Source organism: Paraburkholderia sp. USG1 (assembly GCF_031570135.1).
GTDB classification, from domain to species: Bacteria; Pseudomonadota; Gammaproteobacteria; order Burkholderiales; family Burkholderiaceae; genus Paraburkholderia; species Paraburkholderia dioscoreae.
In genome coordinates, this window is the sequence record NZ_JAMWXW010000002.1 from 140511 (window position 1) to 157436 (window position 16926).

Sequence of the window (16926 nt, forward strand, 5' to 3'; positions counted from 1 at the left end):
CGATGCCGTTGGCCCGTGAGGATCCACTGTCCTCGGCTCGCTCGTTCACGGGTGGGACGCGTTCATTTCATTCTGACCGACGACCATTCGGTGAGGTCTGGTGGACCAGGCATCGATGGTTACCGCCCACGGATCATGTGTCAGACACGGCCCGACCGAAGTTCGTAACATGACGACTTTGCGCCGCGCGTATTCCGCGAGAGATACCGCCCCGCGCGGAACCTCGACCAGGACATCGATCCGACAACCCGCGCAGCGCGCCTGCTCCCCGATCGCACGGTCTAGCTCCACCGCCAGCCCTACGGGTAATCGCCTGTCGCTGCGAATCATGATGTCAAGGTCGCTACTTGCTGTCGCGGTCGGGATGCCGCTTGCCAGTTCGAACCCCACGCTGCCGGTAGGCCCCCAATCCAGGCCCAGACCAGCAAGAACCGGTTTGAGCCGGTCGAGCAGTTGGAACGCAGGAACGCAAGTGATCCGCGCGAGCGGCGCAGCCCGTAAAAGATACTCTGGACGGATCGTCGCAATGATCGCATCGTGCTCCAGCCAAATGGCATAACGCTCGTTGCGGGAGCGCCCCCGGACCCCAACCGGTATCTTGCAGCCCTCCGGTGATGCACGACGCACGACCGCAAATGGCGCCCGTTCCAGAGACTCCACCACCCAGGACGGCGCCCCCTCCCACTTCCCCGGTAGACGCAACCGCAGGAGGTCGTGAACGAGAAAGGATCTACTCATTGCCACGCTCTGTCCGACGGCCTGGCGCTGCGTACCATCATGCCAATGTCATACGGTCTCGGGAGGAAGGTTGCGATCATTCCTGCGACCGGGCACGTCTTGCCAGATAGACAATCGTCTCGATGGGCGTATCGGTCAGGCTACGTGCCTTCACGTCGTCGAAGGACTCGTGAATCAACCCGGTCAACACCGTCCCCGGCGGCGATTCGAAGAAATAGCGCACACCCATTTCATACAGAACCGTCATCGAATCGTACCAGCGCACCGTATGAGCCACGTTGGTCGACAGGTCACGTCCGATGTCCTGCGGCTCTCTCAACACGCGCGCACCGACATTCCCGACGTAGGGGATCCGCGGCCGCGCAATCTCGACGCGGGCCACCGCTTCGCTGAGCCTGGCCGCGACATCGTCCATCAGCGCGCAGTGAGATGGCACACTGACGGCCATTTTCTGGGCCTTTCTCGCCCCGGCGTGCTTCGCCGCCTCGATACCCACTTCGAGTGCCGCGTCGCTGCCGGCCAGCACGATCTGTGTCGGCGCATTCAGGTTTGCGATATAGAGCGGCTGTCCGCCGGTGTCGATTTCGTCGATCAGGCGTACAACGCGGGCTTCGTCCAGCCCGACCAGTGCCGCCAGCCCGAAGCCATGCGGATAGGCGCTCTCCATCAATTCTGCTCGCAACTTGAGAAGCGGTAGCGCCGTTGCGAAATCCAGCGCTCCGCACGCGACCGCAGCAGCGTAGGCGCCGCTCGATAACCCGGCGACCGCATCGGCTTCGACTCCCTCCGCATTCAGCGCACGCATCACCGCGATGCCCGAGATCAGCCCCGACAGCTGAACCGCGACCGTCGAAGTGAGCGCCGCCTCGGTATCCAGCGTGCGCGCATCCATGCCGAGCACGGCGCCTGCTTCGTCAAGCGTCGCTGCGATAGCGGGGTGCGTCGGCAACCGGTGCAGAAATCCCGGCGTTTGCGCCCCTTGCCCAGGAAAGAGAAATGCAATGTTCATCATGATTCGTTCCTGTTGGGTCGGACGTTGCTCATCCAGTATCCCTGCCGGGGGTTCCCTTGCATACGAATGCCTCAAGGTTATTTCGGCGCAAGCAGCCAGATCGCAATCGACAGCGTGACAACGCTGGAGATCGAAGAAACGAGCAACGTTGCGCCCGCGACGGGCGGCCGGACCCCACTGCTCGCGCCGAACACCAGTCCGAAGAATCCCGCCGGAATCGCGGTCAACAGTGCTGCCTGACCGGCAATCGTTGCGGGAAAGTGAAAGAGTCTCGCCAGTCCGAAAACCAGCAGAGGCTGCACGATGTTCTTGACCGCCGTGCCGAAGGTGACATCGGCGTCGATCTTGATCGCCTGGGCGGACAGCATCAGGCCGGTCAGGAACAGGCCGATGCCGGCCGTGGCCGCCGTGATCGGCCCCAATGCCGTGCCGACGATCGCCGGGAGCTTGATACCGAGCAGCGCGACAATGAGTCCCAGCATCGGCCCCACGAAGATGGGCTTGCGCACCGAATGCCCGAGCGCGATCAGGAACTGGCGTGCCGCAGATACCGACTGGCCAGCGTCCGTCTGGCGCGCCTTGTCCAGATCGAGCAACGCAAGCGTCATTGGCGAAATGGTGACCGAGCCGACTGCGATCGCGATTGCAACCGACAGTGCCGCCTGTTGCCCGAAGATGGGCAGCACCAGCGGCAAGCCGATCGATGCGAAATTCGGGAACGCGATCGTCAGCGTCTGCACCGCCGTGTCGGACAGCGACAGGCCGAATATCTTCCGGTGCATCCACCCGACGATCGCATACACGATGACGAGGCCCAGCGTGAGCAGAAGCGCCAGTTGACCATTCTGCATGATGACCGACTGCGGCGTCTTCGCAATCGAGATGAACAAGGTGAGCGGCAACGCGAACTGCATGAGCAGGACATTGAGACTCGACACATTCTGGTTGTCGACGAGCTTGCGCCTGCCGGCGAAATAGCCCAGTGCGAGTACCAGAAAGACCGGCAACAGCGCGGTAACGATAAGGTTGAACATGCTCTTCTCTCGGTGGATCCTGGTTATATATGGCGAGACTCAAAACAGCATGCCCCGACAGGCGTCGCTCACCACCTTCGTGCTCCGGCCACGCCTGCATTGCTGATCGGCTGGAACCGGCCGCAAACCCGGGCTCAAGCGGAAAAGCCGCCCCTGCGGCCTCCCGAGCCGGCCCCTGGCCTGCGTCCTTGCCTTGTCGCCATTACCATTGCTCCGCGAGGCGCTTGCGTACTTCGATCGAGGCCGCACGTGTCGTCTGTGCCTCCTTCGAGCGGTAGCGGGCCGACAGATCGCGCACGCCATCCTGCCGGATCGAGTCAAGCGTGCCGGCCAGCACCTTGCGCACCTGTTGCACAGCGGCAGCATCCGGCGCGTCCGCATCGACGCCCTCGATCAGGCTGTCGAGCAGCCCAAGCTTCGCGTAGTTACGGATGTCGTACGACATCGGCGGGATGCGATTACCCAGTTCGGCAAGCTGTTCGACCGTGCGGCGTGTGATGCGCGCGGCAGCGGCCTGTCCCATTGCGTGGATCAGCACGTCGGGCGCATCCAGCGCGACGATGCGGTTCGCCTGGTAGCCGTGCGCGAGAAAGGCGCCCGACATTGCGTGCCCGACAATCAGCGCGATGACCGGGTGACCCGCCAGCCGGGCCTGCGCATAAGCGTTGGCCGCCGCGGCACAGGCCAGGTGAATGCCCATCAGTTCCTCACGCCGCCCATAAGCCTGGCCGACGACATCGACCACTGCGACGATGGGACGGCGCCGCTCGTCGCCGCCGCGATGCGCGTCGATCGTCTGCCGAACGATGTTTGCCAGCGCCCAGCCCTGCTCAAGTCCGACCTCACCCTGGCGCGCACGGGGAAACCTGTTAGCCGGGTCAGGCACCACGGCGATAAAGCGTGCGTCAATATCGCCGAGCGGCGCATCGGCGAACAACACCGAGTGGCTCTGGCCGAATCCCTGCTCCTCCCGCTCCGTCAACGCATGCAACCATACGCGCCCGCGGCTCGCATGAGGACCGGTGGGTATCGTGAGAGCATCGCTCATTTCGAATCTCCTTTGTTTCCCCAAAGCGTCGCAAGCTGGACGCCTGTAAGCTGTTTGCTGGTGTCCACTTCGCCGATGCGCGTCAGGTAGGTATCCAGTGCTTCGCAGCGATACGCCTTGGGAATACCTAACGCGAACGTCGTGCGGACCTGCTTCGCTATCTGCGTGGCATCGTCTTCGACGAGCGCATCGACCATGCCGAGCCGCGTCCGCTGCTCGCCGCCGATCAGACTCCAGATCAACGCCCTGTCGGACGAATCGATTTCCTCGATGCCCGCTTCCTGCTCGATCACCTCGGGACCGTTCATGCCGAGACGCGCCTCGCGTGTAACGATCAGATAGCTGCACAGCGCGGCGGCAAGCGACATTCCGCCGAAACAGCCGACCATTCCGCCGATCACGCCCACCACCGGCACGTGGCGCCGCAACGCGACGATCGCCGCGTGAATTTCAGCGATGGCTGCAAGTCCGAGGTTGGCCTCCTGCAGACGCACGCCACCGGTTTCCAACAGCAGCACCGCACGGGTCCGGATGCCGTTCTCGTTATCGCGCAGTGCCAGCTCCAGCGCCCCCGCGATCTTCGCGCCCGACACCTCGCCCATACTGCCGCCCTGGTATGCGCTCTCGATCGCGGCAACCACGGCCGGCTCGCCGTCGATCGTTCCGCGCGCAATCACAACGCCGTCGTCTGCCTGTGCCACGATGCCCTGCATCGGCAGCCAAGGCGATTTAAGCCGATCGAACGGACCGACGATCTCCCGGAATGAGCCGGCGTCCAGCAGCGCTATCGTCCGCTCGCGCGCATCGAGTTCGATGAAACTTCTGCGCGCCAGAAAGCCTTTCCAATCAGTCTGTGCATTCATTGCCCCAACTCCTCGACAGCCTGTTCCAGGCGCAGCAATACGACACCCGGTGTCGCGCCGAAATCGTTGATTTCAATCGCCACACGGCCATCAAAACGCGTGAAAAAACGGTCGACGACGGTCTTCCACACCCGCCCGAATCCGTCCACGCTGGTATTGATCACCACCTGCGCCGTATCGCCGTCTACCGGCTCGATCAGCACTTCAAGATCGCCCGAGCCGACCACGCCCACGTGGACGCGACGCTTGACCGGCTTCGAAACCGGATATTCATATCGAAGAGTTTCCATTGATCATCGACTCCTTGGTTGAACGGGAATTGACAAGCGGTCATCCCGTTCGATATGGTCAAGAAACAGCGCGGCTGCGAGCAGATCGGCTGCTCCGCCAGGCGACGCGTTGCGTGTGAGCAGATCGGCATCGAGCGCCGCCAGCCGACGCAGCCCGGCGGACGTTCCGCTGCCGCCAGCGGCCATGACTTCACTCGCACCGCGCTTGGCGACGGACAGCGCCTCGATGCCGCCGCGATGCAACAGGCACGTATCGTCGAGCGAGGCCATGATCGACAGGAGCGCATCGAGCCGCGCCGCGTCTTCGCTGCGCCCCTCGCACCGGGCTGCTCGAAGCGCCGGCAATGCGACCGAAACGACGTGCGGAAAACCGTCCTCGGCCTCGCCGCGCGCCCCTCGCACGCCATAGCGGCGGCTGACATGCTGGCCGTTGGACACTACTGCGGGCACGAAACGGTCCCGATGGCGCGCGATGCCCGCAGCCTCCGCGGCAATGACATCTGCACTGCGCTCCCGCACGCGCGCCGTCCCCGCCACTAGCAGCCCGACCACCCAGATCGCACCGCGGTGCGCATTGCTGCCGTCCGTGACCGTCAGCATCGTCTGTTCCGCCTCGCGGCCGATCCGTCCGAGCGTTTCACGCAGATGGCGATTCGACGGGCTCGAAGCCGCTGCGTGTGCCATTGCGGTAAAGCCCGGGCGCAACGAGCAAGCCGAGCGCCGCATGACGGAGAGATCGAGGTCGGCATGGGCGCCGCGGCCCCTGCGATCCACGAGCGCTGGCTTGGGTGTCAGATCCGCTTCGTCGAGCAGCGCCTGCACGGCCGCATCGGCCAGTTGACACGCCAGATCTACATTCGCCTCCTCGTGTGGGCGCCGCAAGCGGGCAAGGCCCGCCGTACCGGAAAGTCCCTCGTATCCTGAAGCGTGGGTGCCAGTCATCGGTTCCTGCTGGTAAGTGCCGAAGTCCATGGCGATCACCAGCTGCGAAAGCGTGCGGGCGGAGCATAGAGCCCTCCGGACCAGGCCACCAGATCTTCGATGCTGCGTGCGGCAAGTAGCGAGCGCTTCGCATCAATGCGCCTGACGCCGAGATCCTCCGGATAAGCGACGATTCCGCGGCTGCGCAGCTCCGCAGTGCGGCCCGGCTCGGCACTGCGGCCGATATCCGTCGCGCCGGCGACGGCGGCGATGGCGGCGCGCCGTTCCTCGCCCTGCACCTTGTAAACGTAAGCAATCCCCTCTTCGGTCACGACATGCGTAACATCGTCACCGTAGATCATCACGGGCGCCACGGCCATACCGCTGCGCCTGCCCACCTCGATCGCGTCGAGGCGCTCGACGAACGACGGTACTCCACCGGGTCTGAACGTTTCGACCGTCTGCACGACGAGCTTGTGGCCGCGCACGATCGGAGCCTGCGAGGTGATCATGTCGAGCCACGGCTTGCTGCTATGACGTCGGCCGTGGGGGTCATGTCCCATGTTCGGCGCGCCGCCGAACCCGGCAAGCCGCCCGAGCGTGACGGTCGACGAATTGGCGTCGGCGTCCATCTGCAGCGTGGAGCCGATGAATAGGTCTACGCCGTACTGGCCGGCGAGCTGGCATAACACCCGGTTCGAGCGCAGGCTGCCGTCGTGGCCCACGAAGTAGATATCGGAGCGGGCACGAATGTATTCCTCCATGCCGACCTCGCTGCCAAACGAATGGATACTCTCAACCCAGCCACTTTCGATCGCGGGAATCAACGTCGGATGAGGATTGAGCGCCCAGTTGCGGCAGATCTTTCCCTTCAGGCCGAGCGATTCTCCATAGGTGGGCAACAGAAGCTCGACGGCGGCCGTGTCGAAGCCAATGCCGTGATTCAATGCGCTCACGCCGTGCCGCTCGTAGATTCCGCGAATCACCATCATTGCCATCAGAATCTGCAGCTCGTCGATATGCCGTGGGTCGCGCGTGAAGAGCGGTTCGATCGCGAACGGCCGATCAGCCTCGACGACGAAATCGACCCATGACGCCGGGATGTCGACGCGCGGGAGTGTGTCGACGATCTCGTTGACCTGGGCGATCACCACGCCGTGACGGAACGCGGCTGCCTCGACGATCGTCGGTGTGTCCTCCGTGTTGGGCCCGGTGTACAGATTGCCTTCGTGATCGGCCTGGACCGCGCAGACGAGTGCGACGTTCGGCGTCAGATCAACGAACATCCGCGCATAGAGTTCGATATACGTGTAGATCGCGCCGACCTCCAGTTTGCCGTCTTCCAGCAATTGCGCGACGCGCAGGCTCTGCGGCCCTGCATATGAAAAGTCGAGCTTGCGTGCGATGCCCTTCTCGAAGATGTCCAGATGCTCGGCACGGCTAATGGTCGAGATCAGCAGATGGATATCATGGATCAACGACGGATCCACTTCGGCGAGCGCCCGGGAAAGAAAGTCAGCCTGCTTCTGGTTGTCACCTTCGAGGGCGACGCGATCGCCGGGTTTGATGATGGCTTGCAGGGCCTCGACAATACGGCTCCGATCGATCACCTTGCCACTTGCGAAAGGCTGCGCCGCCTTGAGCCGAGCCAGCTTGCCGTCCCTCAGCCTAAACCAGGAATGTGGCTGCGCGGATAAGTCTTCACTTGCCGTCATTGTCGATCCTCATAAGGGAGATTTCGCCGGCGCGAAGGCACGCAGCGAGATGTGCAGGACAGAACGGTTGCGCCGCACCGGCAACGCGCACGTTCAGGGGACGATGCCCCGGCTGCGGCAACCATACCGCGGGTTGCGCAATAAACGCGATTGCCTGTAGTCGAACAGACCGGCTTGCCGTCGTCGGCACCGGCGACACAGGTGCAACTTCGTTCCACCCTTCGTCACGAATGTATTCGCGCCGACGCGCAGGAGATTGACTCAAGTCAATTCCGGATATTTTCTTGAAATTCAATTATTACGAGCCCAATAATTGAAAGAAAAGAAAGGTTATGAATATCGAAATCCATTACCAGATTACATAATGAAATCTCATGGCTTGCCCATGAAATTCCCCCGACTTCCGTGTCAATTTGACGTCTAACGCGAGAAAAATTGAGAAGTCTCTGCTCTACCGGAAACCAATAAAGACCCAATCTGTATCTCTATTTTTTCGCAAACAATTTCACTGCCGTCTTCGATATTTAATTCATTCTAATTTTGTGTTTTTTTTATTTCATTTTTAGCAATGAACGCCATGCGATGGCGATGGCGATGGCGATGGCATAGATGCGGCAGCCGTGCCGTAGCTCGCCAAAGAATCCGATCCGGCTCATCCGCAGCGAAGAACTGCATCCTTCGCCGCACGCGGCGTGAGTACCTGCTTACTGTTGATGCTGGTCAACCGCGAAGCCGGCGGTCCAGTGATCACTTGCGCGACCGGCCGTGCATCACGACGTCGAGGTCGGGGACGGCATGAACTGGGCATCTGGATGCGATTTCCGCGGGGATACTGTCATCAGGTTCAAAGCGAAGCTCCGGGTGCGCTGCGCTTGTCACCCGAAAACGCACGGGCGATGCATCCGATCCCGCTCGAGCGCTGCCATCGCAACGCTTACGCGGCATCCCAATCCGGGGCCCATGCGACGCTGCTTATCCGCCCATCAGGTCTTGCAAGCCCCGCGATGCGACGCATCTCTTCGTCATCCAGTGAAAAATCGAACACGTCGATGTTCTCGCCTATCCGTTGCGGGTTGGTCGACTTCGGCACGGCGGCGACGCCTGGCTGCTGAATCAGCCAGCGCAACAGGACCTGCGACGGCGTCCTTCCGTGCCGTCCGGCGATCTGCGCGATCAATGGATCGGCGAGAAGCCGGCCGCTGCCAAGCGGCGTATGGGCGACGAACGACAGACCGTGCTTTGCGCACGCCGCCAGCACCTTCCGCTGGTTCAGGTACGGATGGTATTCGCATTGGTTCACCGACAGCGGCACCGGCGACAACGCAACCGCACACTCCAGCCACTCAACCGGAAAGTTGGCGACGCCAATGTTGCGCGCAAGGCCCTGCCGGTGAGCATCCGCCATTGCGCCGAGTGTTTCTCCAAGAGGGATGTCAGGGTTTGGCCAGTGAATCAGCAGCAGGTCGACGTAGTCGAGCTTCATGTCGGACAGGCTGCGCTCGACCGATCGCCGGAACGCGGGCGCACGTAGCTCAGTCCACCAGACCTTCGTCGTCACGAACAGCGCGTCGCGTGCGATGCCGCTTTGGCGGATGCCCTCGCCCACTGCCGTTTCATTCTGATAGCGCGGTGCCGTGTCGATGTGCCGGTAGCCCTGCTCGATCGCGGTGCGCACCGCGCGTACGCCGTCATCGTGCTGCGATTGCCAGGTTCCCAGCCCGATCGCGGGTAGATGGAGTTGTCGCGGTTTCGTCGTCGCGTTGTACGTTTTACTCATGATGTCCTCAGCGTGTACCGATGCGCAGACCTATTGTTCGCGGCGGTTCGCGGCGCCGCCGCCCGCGCGCGAGACGTCCATCGGGCCTCGCGACCGGCTCGGCGGATACGTCGCGGCCCGCGTCGCATATTCGCGGGCAATTACGTCGCCGTGCCGCCACGATGGATCGGATGGCTGATCGAGAGTCATCCCGACAGCGCGTCGTCGAAAGCGGCCTGCACACGCGCGACGATGTCATCGGCCTGTTCGCGCGTCGTGATCAGCGGCGGCGCGAATCCGACAATGTCGGCGCCGAGCGCGCGAATCAGCAAGCCGTGCTCGCGCGCGGCCGCCACCACGCCCGCGTTGATGCGGCGCTCGGGCGGGAACGGCGTGCGCGTCGCCGGATCCTGCATCAGTTGGATCGCCATCAGCATGCCGACGCCGCGAATGTCGCCGACCAGGCGATGCGCGCCGAACGCCGCGCGCAGCCGTTCGAGCAGATAGCCACCGACGTCGTCCGCGTTGTCGACGAGCCGCTCGCGTTCCATGATGTCGAGATTGGCGAGCCCGGCGATCGCGCCGAGCGGATGGCCCGAATACGTCCAGCCGTGGCCCATCACGCCGTGCTCGCGCGATCCGCTCATCAGCACGTCCCAGAACGCCTCGCCGACCACCACCGCCGACAGCGGCGCATACGCGCTCGTCAGCCCTTTGGCGAATGTCAGCAGATCGGGCGCGATGCCGAAGCGCTCGCAACCGGTGCGCGCGCCAAGCCGTCCAAAGCCGCAGACGACTTCGTCGGCGATCAGCAGAATGTCGTGGCGGCGCAGCAGCGCCTGCACCGCGGGCCAGTAACCTTCGGGCGGCGGAACGATGCCGCCGGTGCCGTTCATCGGTTCGGCAATGAACGCGGCGATCGTGTCGGCGCCCTCGCGCTCGATCAGCGATTCGAGTTCGGCGACGCAGTGCGCCGTGAAGTCCGCTTCGCTTGAGCCAGGCACGGCGTTCCGGTAGTAATCCGGACACATCGCGCGCACCACGCGATCGAACGGTGAATCGAAGTTCGCGTGATACGCGGGCAGACCGGTCAGCGCGCCAGTGACGATGCCGGAGCCGTGATACGCGCGATCGCGCGCGATGATCTTCTTCTTGTTCTTGCGGCCGAGAATGTTGTTGTAGTACCAGACGAGCTTGATCTGCGTTTCGTTCGCGTCGGAGCCGGACATGCCGTAGAACACCTTCACCATGCCCGGCGGCGCCCAGTCCTCGATCAGCCGTCGCGACAGTTCGATCACAGGCTCGTTTGCGCTGCCGACATACGTGTGGTAATACGACAGCCGCTTGCACTGCGCGGCCATGCGTTCGGCGATTTCGTCGCGGCCATAACCGACGTTCACGCAATACAGTCCAGAGAAACCGTCGATGTACTCACGCCCGGCGACGTCGGTCAGATGGATGCCACGTCCTTCGCCGATGATGAAGCCGGGCAGCGCGCCGGTCGCATGATCGTACGCATGCGTGCCCGGATGAAAAAAGTGCTGCCGATCCAACTGTTCCAGCAATGTCATCGTGCAATCCTCCTGCTCATTTCAGCGGCGTGTCCACGCCATGACCGGATTCGATGATCGTCACGCCGCACGCTTCATGCGCGCGATAGCCGATTCCCGGATAGATCAGATGCTGACGATCCACTTCGATCAAGGCGCTTTGCTGCATGGCATTTCCCGAATCAATAGATGATGTTCGGCGCCAGTGTTTCGCCGGTCATGAAGCGCCGGTGAGATAGATGCTTCAGATCGTCCGAAGTGCGGCCAGTCGCGATCGCTTCGGCAAGCATGCGTGCCGCGCCGAGCGAACTGCTGAAACCGTGGCCGCTGAAGCCGGTGCACAGATACACGCCCGGCAGCTGACTGCATTCGGAGACGACCGGAATGCCATCGGGCGTATTGTCGATCGCGCCGCCCCACGCGAGATCCACTTTCGATGGATCGAACTCCGGAAAAATCTTACCGGCTTCGTCATAAGCAGAATGGACGAGCGACAGATCCGGCGCGGGATCGAGGATGCGATTGCGCTCGAACGGCGAGCACCCGAGATGCAGATAACTGAATTCGCTCCACCACTGCCGGAAGAATTCGCCACCGAATTGCACCTTGATGCTGTTGCGCCGGCTCGCGTACAGGCCCTTAAAACGCATGCCGTAGCGCAGACTGTTCGGTACCACGTGGACGGTGCCGCGCCCGCTCCTGGCGAGCGTGTAGCCGCCGTCGGCGCGCTCGCGCAATGCGAAGTCGGGCGTTTTTAGCGGATCCCTGAACGTGAGGCGGATTTCACTGCGCGTTTTCGACGCCGACGAATACACGTTCAGCGTCGGCAGCACGATCTTCTGCTTCAGACAGAACAGCGACGACCATGCGCCCGCCGCGATTACCACCGCGTCGGCGCGCACGAGGCCGCGCTCGGTCTGGATGCCAGCGAAGCGGCCGGCTTCGAAGTACAGATCGTTGACTGCGCAGTTCTGCAGGATCGGCACGCCTTGCGACGCGGCGTGCCGCGCGAGCAGCGGAATCGCGCAGGAGGGATCGGCGTAGCCATCGTCGGCGGTGCGCACGCCGCCGATCCACGGCGCGCCCTGCCCGGAGTAGATCTCGTTGGCCTGTTCGCGCGACAGCATTTCCGCCGCGACGCCCGAACGCCGCGCGAAGTCGAACCACGCCTGCCAACCCGCGAGTTCTTCCTCGCTGCGCGTGACGAACGTGATCCCCGTCTTACGGAAGCCGACATCCGCGCCGATTTCCTGCGACATCGCCGTCCATCTCTCGACGCTCAGCTTCGCCATGCCGAGCTCGCGCAGATCGCGCCCGAGTGTGCGGCACCAGCCCCAGTTGCGGCTGCTCTGCTCAGCGGCGACCCGACCTTTCTCGAACACCGCGGCCCGCTTGCCTAAGCGATGCAGCTCGTAGGCAGTCGCCACGCCCGCGGCGCCACCGCCGATGACCGCCACGTCGAGATGCGTCGGCAGCAACACGTCAGTGTCGATTTTGAGTAGCGGATGTCTCACGTTTGGGCTACCAGATTGAAAACAGAATGAACGCGGATGAGAACGCGTGGCGCCGGCCGCTCGGCCAGGCAAGTGAGGTCGGAGTGTAGGAAGCAATAAAGGCGCTGACAAATTCGCAAGTATTGAGGGGACATGCTTTTTTGATATGGTGCCCGGCCGCGCGAAACCGCCTATACATTGGCCACGTTCCGGCTTTGTCGCACCTCATATCAAAAACGGATTGGGAGTCAAAAATGGCGTATTAGGTCGGACGCACGCGCGTCAATAAAATGAATCGCCGAGCGGCACCATCAGCGAATCGTGCGAGGTCGATACCCTTTTCGCTGCGCGCCATCTCGCCGATCAACAGACAGAACGGAGGACACGTAATGAAAACCAGTAGAAGAGATTTCCTCTCGATGTGCGCGGCCGCGGGAGCGGGCCTCGCTGGCGGCCTTCCGGGCGTCGCGCTGGCGGACGAGGCGCCGAAGAAAGGCGGCAGCGTGCGCATGGCGGTGCAGAACGGTTCGGTATCCGACACGCTCGATCCGGCCAAGGGCGCGCATTCCGGCGACTGGACCAAGCAGTTCTGCATCTTCAACGCGCTGATGGAGTTCAACGACTCGTTGTCGCCGAGCCCCGCGCTCGCGGAAAAGCTCGAGAGCAGCGACGGCATCACGTGGCACATCGCGGTGCGCCGGGGCGTGCACTTTCACGATGGCTCAGAACTCGTCGCCGACGACGTCGTCTATTCGCTCGCGCGTCATAAGGATCCCGCGACGACGTCGAAGGCCTTCGCGATCGCGAGCGGCTTCAAGGAAATCAAGGCAAACGGCCAATACGAAGTGACACTCGTGATCGACAAACCGAACTTCGATTTGCCGTCGGTGCTTGGCAGCAGCTATTTCCTGATTACGAAGAACGGCGCGAAGGATTTCCTGAAACCGATCGGCACCGGCCCGTTCATGCTCGGTGCGTTCACGCCGGGCGGCAAGTTCACCGCGAAACGCAATCCGAACTACTGGAAATCGGGTCTGCCGTATCTCGACTCGGTGGAAATCATCGGCGTGCCGGACAACGCCGCGCGCGTGAACGCCGTGCTGGCCGGCGACGTCGACATCTGTTCGCTGGTCGAGCACCCCTACGCGTCGCAGGTAAAGGGCAACGCAAACGTACAGCTCGTGGTCAACAAACTCGCGATCTACACCGACCTGATCCTGCGCCAGGACAATCCGATCGCCGGCAACAAGGATTTTGTCGCCGCCGTGCGCTACATGCAGGACCGCAAACGCATGGTCGAAGACGTGATGCGCACGTATGGCGTGATCGCTAACGATCATCCGGTCGCGCCGTGGGATCCATACTTCCTCGCGGGTCTGCCGCAACGCGAATTCGATCTCGACAAGGCGAAGTTTCATGTCAGGAAAAGCGGGCTCGCCGGTCAGTCGATCGAAATCTTTTGCCAGCCGGGCATCGCCACATCCGTCGAAGGCGCGCAGTTCATGCAGAGTTTCGGCGCGCAGGCGGGCTTCAATTTCGTCGTGCGGCAAGTCCCGACGGACGGCTATTGGTCGACGTACTGGACCAAGCGGCCGATCACGTATGGGTCAATTTCGAACCGGCCGAATGTCGGCATGATCTTCGAGCTGTTCTACACGTCGAAGTCGCCCACCAACGAAGCGCGCTGGAAAGATCCGAAGCTCGATCAGTTGCTCGAATCGGCGCGTGCGGAAGGCGACTTCAACAAGCGCAAGGCGATCTATGGCGACATGCAGACGCTCGTACACGACAGTTCCGGCACGATCGTTCCGGTGTTCGACGTGATCCTCGACGGCGTGTCGAAGAACGTACGCGGCTACAAGCCGAATCCTTCCGGCATGAATATGGGATATCGCTTCGCGGAAGCGGTCTGGCGCGCCTGATCGCGATCGACGCACGCAAGAAAAACCACGGAGCATCGTGGTTTTTTCGCCTATTGCGCATGAAATGCTTCAATCCGCCTTCGGACGCAACGCCATCTCTTCCAGCCAGTTCGCACGCATCTCCGGCACCGAATCGATCAGCAGCGACGTGTACGGGTGGCGCGGCTGATTGAACAGCGCGGCGCGATCGCAGGCATCGACTTTCTGGCCTTTGAACAGCACGGCGATGTCGTCGCAGGTCGTTCGCACGGTAGACAGATCGTGGCTGATGAACAGATACGACATATCGAGTTCGTGCCGCAGTTCGACGAGCAGATCGAGGATCGCCGCGCCGACCACTGTATCGAGCGCCGACGTCACTTCGTCGCAGATGATCAGCTCCGGCTCAGCGGCGAGCGCGCGCGCGAGATTGATGCGCTGCTTCTGACCGCCCGACAGCTCCGGCGGACGCCGCCGCGCGATCGACGCCGGCAGCTTCACGAGATCGAGCAGACGCGCGACCCGCGCGGGCACTTCGTTCGGCGCGCAGCGCGCGAACAGCTTCAGCGGCCGCGACAGGATGGTCTGGACGTCGTGTGCGGGATTGAGCACCTTGTCAGCGTTCTGGAACACCAACTGGATGCGACGGTACAGATCGCGATCGCGCTTCGCATGTGCGCCCGCAAGCGGCTTGCCCGCGAAGCGGATGCTGCCGCGCGCCGGCGCGAGCAGGCCCGCGATCACATACGCGAGCGTCGATTTGCCCGACCCCGATTCGCCGATCACGCCGAGTGTCGTGCCGCGCCGTAGCACCAGATTGATGCCCTCGAGCACACGGGTCGCGGGCATGCCGTCGCGGCCGGTGTCGCCGTAACCGGCGGTGAGATCGCTGATCTCGAGCAACGGCGGCTGGTGGTGCGCCTGTTCGGCGTCGCGATCGGTCAGGCGCGAGACCGGCTCGGCGGCGACCATCAACCGCTTCGTGTACGGATGCGCGGGCGCACTGATGATCTGCGCAAGCGCACCCTCTTCCTGCATCTCGCCGTCACGCAGCACCAGCACGCGATCCGCAATCTGCGCGACCACTGCGAGATCGTGCGACACGTACACCGCGCTGATGTTGAACTCGCTGATCGCGCGCTTGAACGCGCGCAACACTTCGATCTGCGTGGTCACGTCGAGCGCGGTGGTCGGTTCGTCGAACACGACCACTTCCGGATCCGACATGAGCGCCATCGCCGCCATCAGCCGTTGCAACTGCCCCCCCGACACCTGATGCGGATAGCGATCGCCGATCGTCTCGGGCGCCGGCAGCGCGAGCGCACGGAACAGCCCGAGAGCCTTCGCGCGGGCGTCCCTGCGGCTCATCAGCCGACGCACGCAGACGCCTTCGATCACCTGATCGATGATGCGCAGCGCAGGATTGAACGACGCCGATGCGCTCTGCGCGACATAGGCGATGCGCCGCCCACGCAGATCGCGCAACGCCGCAGGCGATGCCGCCAGCACGTCCGTTCCACCGACGCTCACGCGGCCTCCCGCGATCCGGCAGCCGCGCCGCGCGTAACCGAGCAGCGTCAGCGCGATCGTCGTCTTGCCCGAACCGGATTCGCCGATCAACGCGAGCACTTCGCCGGGTTCGATCGAGAAGCTGACGTCCTTGACGATCGGCACTTCGCCGCCTTCGTCGCCGCGTGCCACCACGTTCAGATTCGATACTTCCACCACACGTCTCATTTGCACGGCTACCTCCCGGTGCGCAGGCGCCCGCGCATCGCAAGACTGTCGATCAGCAGATTCACGCCGATAGTCAGCGAGGCGATCGCGAGCGCCGGCATGATCACCGCCGCCGCGCCCATCGACAGCCCCGACAGGTTTTCGCGCACGAGCGAGCCCCAATCCGCGTATGGCGGCTGAACGCCGAGGCCCAGAAAGCTCAGGCCGCTCAGCATCAGCACGTTGTAGACGAAGCGCAGCCCGAAGTCGGTCATCATCGGATGGATCATGTTCGGCAGGATTTCGCGGCACGCGATATGGAACGTGCTTTCGCCATTCAGCCGCGCGACTGTCACGTATTCCATCGCGTTCAGATTGACCGCCTGCGAACGCGCTATGCGGAACGCGCCCGGCATGTAGATCACGCCCGCAGTCAGCACCAGCACGCGCAGATCCGAGCCGTAGATCGCAATCACCAGCAGCGCGAGAATCTTGCTCGGCGTGACGAGCAGCGCATCGACGATGCGGCACACGATCTCGTCGAACCATGTGCCGATCACCGTCGACACCAGCGCGAGCAGCGTGCCGCCGACGCTCGCGATCAGCGTCGCGGCGAGCGCGAGGCCGATCGAGTAGCGCGCGCCGTAGAGAATGCGGCTCAGCAGATCGCGACCGAGGAAATCGGTGCCGAGCGGATACGCGAGACTGCCCGACGCAAACACGTTGCCGCTCGCGCTCATATCGGTCATCGCGTGCGGGGCTATCGACGATCCGAACAGCGCGACGAGAATCCACAGCAACGACACGAAAAAGCCGATGCGTCCGAGCACGGTCAGCGACGCGAAGAATCGCACGGCGGCCTGCAGAAAATAAAGAATGTGTTTCATAG

The 16926-nt window shown here is 62.9% G+C and carries 15 protein-coding genes; 1 reads left to right on the forward strand and 14 read right to left on the reverse strand.

Annotated elements, in window-relative coordinates:
- Window positions 1-45 precede the first annotated feature (45 nt).
- The 12 genes from NE850_RS03145 to NE850_RS03200 all read right to left on the reverse strand — a co-directional run bounded on the left by NE850_RS03145 (window position 46) and on the right by NE850_RS03200 (window position 12441).
- Window positions 46-738: a malonate decarboxylase holo-ACP synthase gene (locus NE850_RS03145; protein WP_007177674.1), complete on the reverse strand. Its 693-nt coding sequence runs from the start codon at window positions 736-738 to the stop codon at window positions 46-48.
- Window positions 739-814: 76 nt separating this feature from the next.
- A complete protein-coding gene (gene mdcH / locus NE850_RS03150) occupies window positions 815-1750 on the reverse strand; it encodes a malonate decarboxylase subunit epsilon (protein WP_197740287.1) in 936 nt (311 codons plus the stop codon).
- 77 nt (window positions 1751-1827) lie between these two features.
- Window positions 1828-2784: an AEC family transporter gene (locus NE850_RS03155; RefSeq protein ID WP_007177676.1), complete on the reverse strand. Its 957-nt coding sequence runs from the start codon at window positions 2782-2784 to the stop codon at window positions 1828-1830.
- A gap of 202 nt (window positions 2785-2986) precedes the next feature.
- Window positions 2987-3832 carry a biotin-independent malonate decarboxylase subunit gamma gene (gene mdcE, locus NE850_RS03160; protein ID WP_310698434.1) on the reverse strand — a complete coding sequence of 282 codons (846 nt, stop codon included), beginning with the start codon at window positions 3830-3832 and terminating at the stop codon, window positions 2987-2989.
- Window positions 3829-4695: a biotin-independent malonate decarboxylase subunit beta gene (locus tag NE850_RS03165; RefSeq protein ID WP_165188627.1), complete on the reverse strand. Its 867-nt coding sequence runs from the start codon at window positions 4693-4695 to the stop codon at window positions 3829-3831. Before NE850_RS03165 ends, mdcE begins: the two co-directional genes overlap by 4 nt.
- Window positions 4692-4985, reverse strand: coding sequence for a malonate decarboxylase subunit delta (locus tag NE850_RS03170; RefSeq protein WP_007177678.1), 294 nt, complete (start codon window positions 4983-4985; stop codon window positions 4692-4694). Before NE850_RS03170 ends, NE850_RS03165 begins: the two co-directional genes overlap by 4 nt.
- A 3-nt stretch (window positions 4986-4988) precedes the next feature.
- Complete coding sequence (locus tag NE850_RS03175; protein WP_007177679.1) at window positions 4989-5957, reverse strand: triphosphoribosyl-dephospho-CoA synthase; 969 nt, start codon at window positions 5955-5957, stop codon at window positions 4989-4991.
- A 5-nt stretch (window positions 5958-5962) separates the two neighbouring features.
- Entirely contained in the window at window positions 5963-7621 is a 1659-nt protein-coding gene (gene mdcA / locus NE850_RS03180; RefSeq protein WP_007177680.1) for a malonate decarboxylase subunit alpha, read from the reverse strand.
- 934 nt (window positions 7622-8555) lie between these two features.
- Window positions 8556-9398, reverse strand: a complete 843-nt coding sequence (locus tag NE850_RS03185; protein WP_007177681.1) for an aldo/keto reductase — start codon at window positions 9396-9398, stop codon at window positions 8556-8558.
- 185 nt (window positions 9399-9583) lie between these two features.
- A complete protein-coding gene (locus tag NE850_RS03190; protein WP_310698435.1) occupies window positions 9584-10948 on the reverse strand; it encodes an aminotransferase in 1365 nt (454 codons plus the stop codon).
- A gap of 16 nt (window positions 10949-10964) precedes the next feature.
- Entirely contained in the window at window positions 10965-11096 is a 132-nt protein-coding gene (locus tag NE850_RS03195; protein WP_268738022.1) for a hypothetical protein, read from the reverse strand.
- Window positions 11097-11109: 13 nt separating this feature from the next.
- Window positions 11110-12441, reverse strand: a complete 1332-nt coding sequence (locus NE850_RS03200; RefSeq protein ID WP_007177683.1) for an FAD-binding oxidoreductase — start codon at window positions 12439-12441, stop codon at window positions 11110-11112.
- Between the two features lie 368 nt (window positions 12442-12809).
- Here NE850_RS03200 and NE850_RS03205 point away from each other — a divergent pair, with 368 nt between their 5' ends.
- Entirely contained in the window at window positions 12810-14342 is a 1533-nt protein-coding gene (locus tag NE850_RS03205; RefSeq protein WP_007177684.1) for an ABC transporter substrate-binding protein, read from the forward strand.
- A gap of 69 nt (window positions 14343-14411) precedes the next feature.
- On the opposite strand, the gene NE850_RS03210 is transcribed toward NE850_RS03205, so the two are convergent.
- Together NE850_RS03210 and NE850_RS03215 are read right to left on the reverse strand one after the other, a co-directional pair.
- A complete protein-coding gene (locus NE850_RS03210) occupies window positions 14412-16058 on the reverse strand; it encodes an ABC transporter ATP-binding protein (protein ID WP_310698490.1) in 1647 nt (548 codons plus the stop codon).
- An 8-nt stretch (window positions 16059-16066) separates the two neighbouring features.
- Window positions 16067-16924, reverse strand: a complete 858-nt coding sequence (locus NE850_RS03215; protein ID WP_007177686.1) for an ABC transporter permease — start codon at window positions 16922-16924, stop codon at window positions 16067-16069.
- Window positions 16925-16926: the final 2 nt, after the last annotated feature.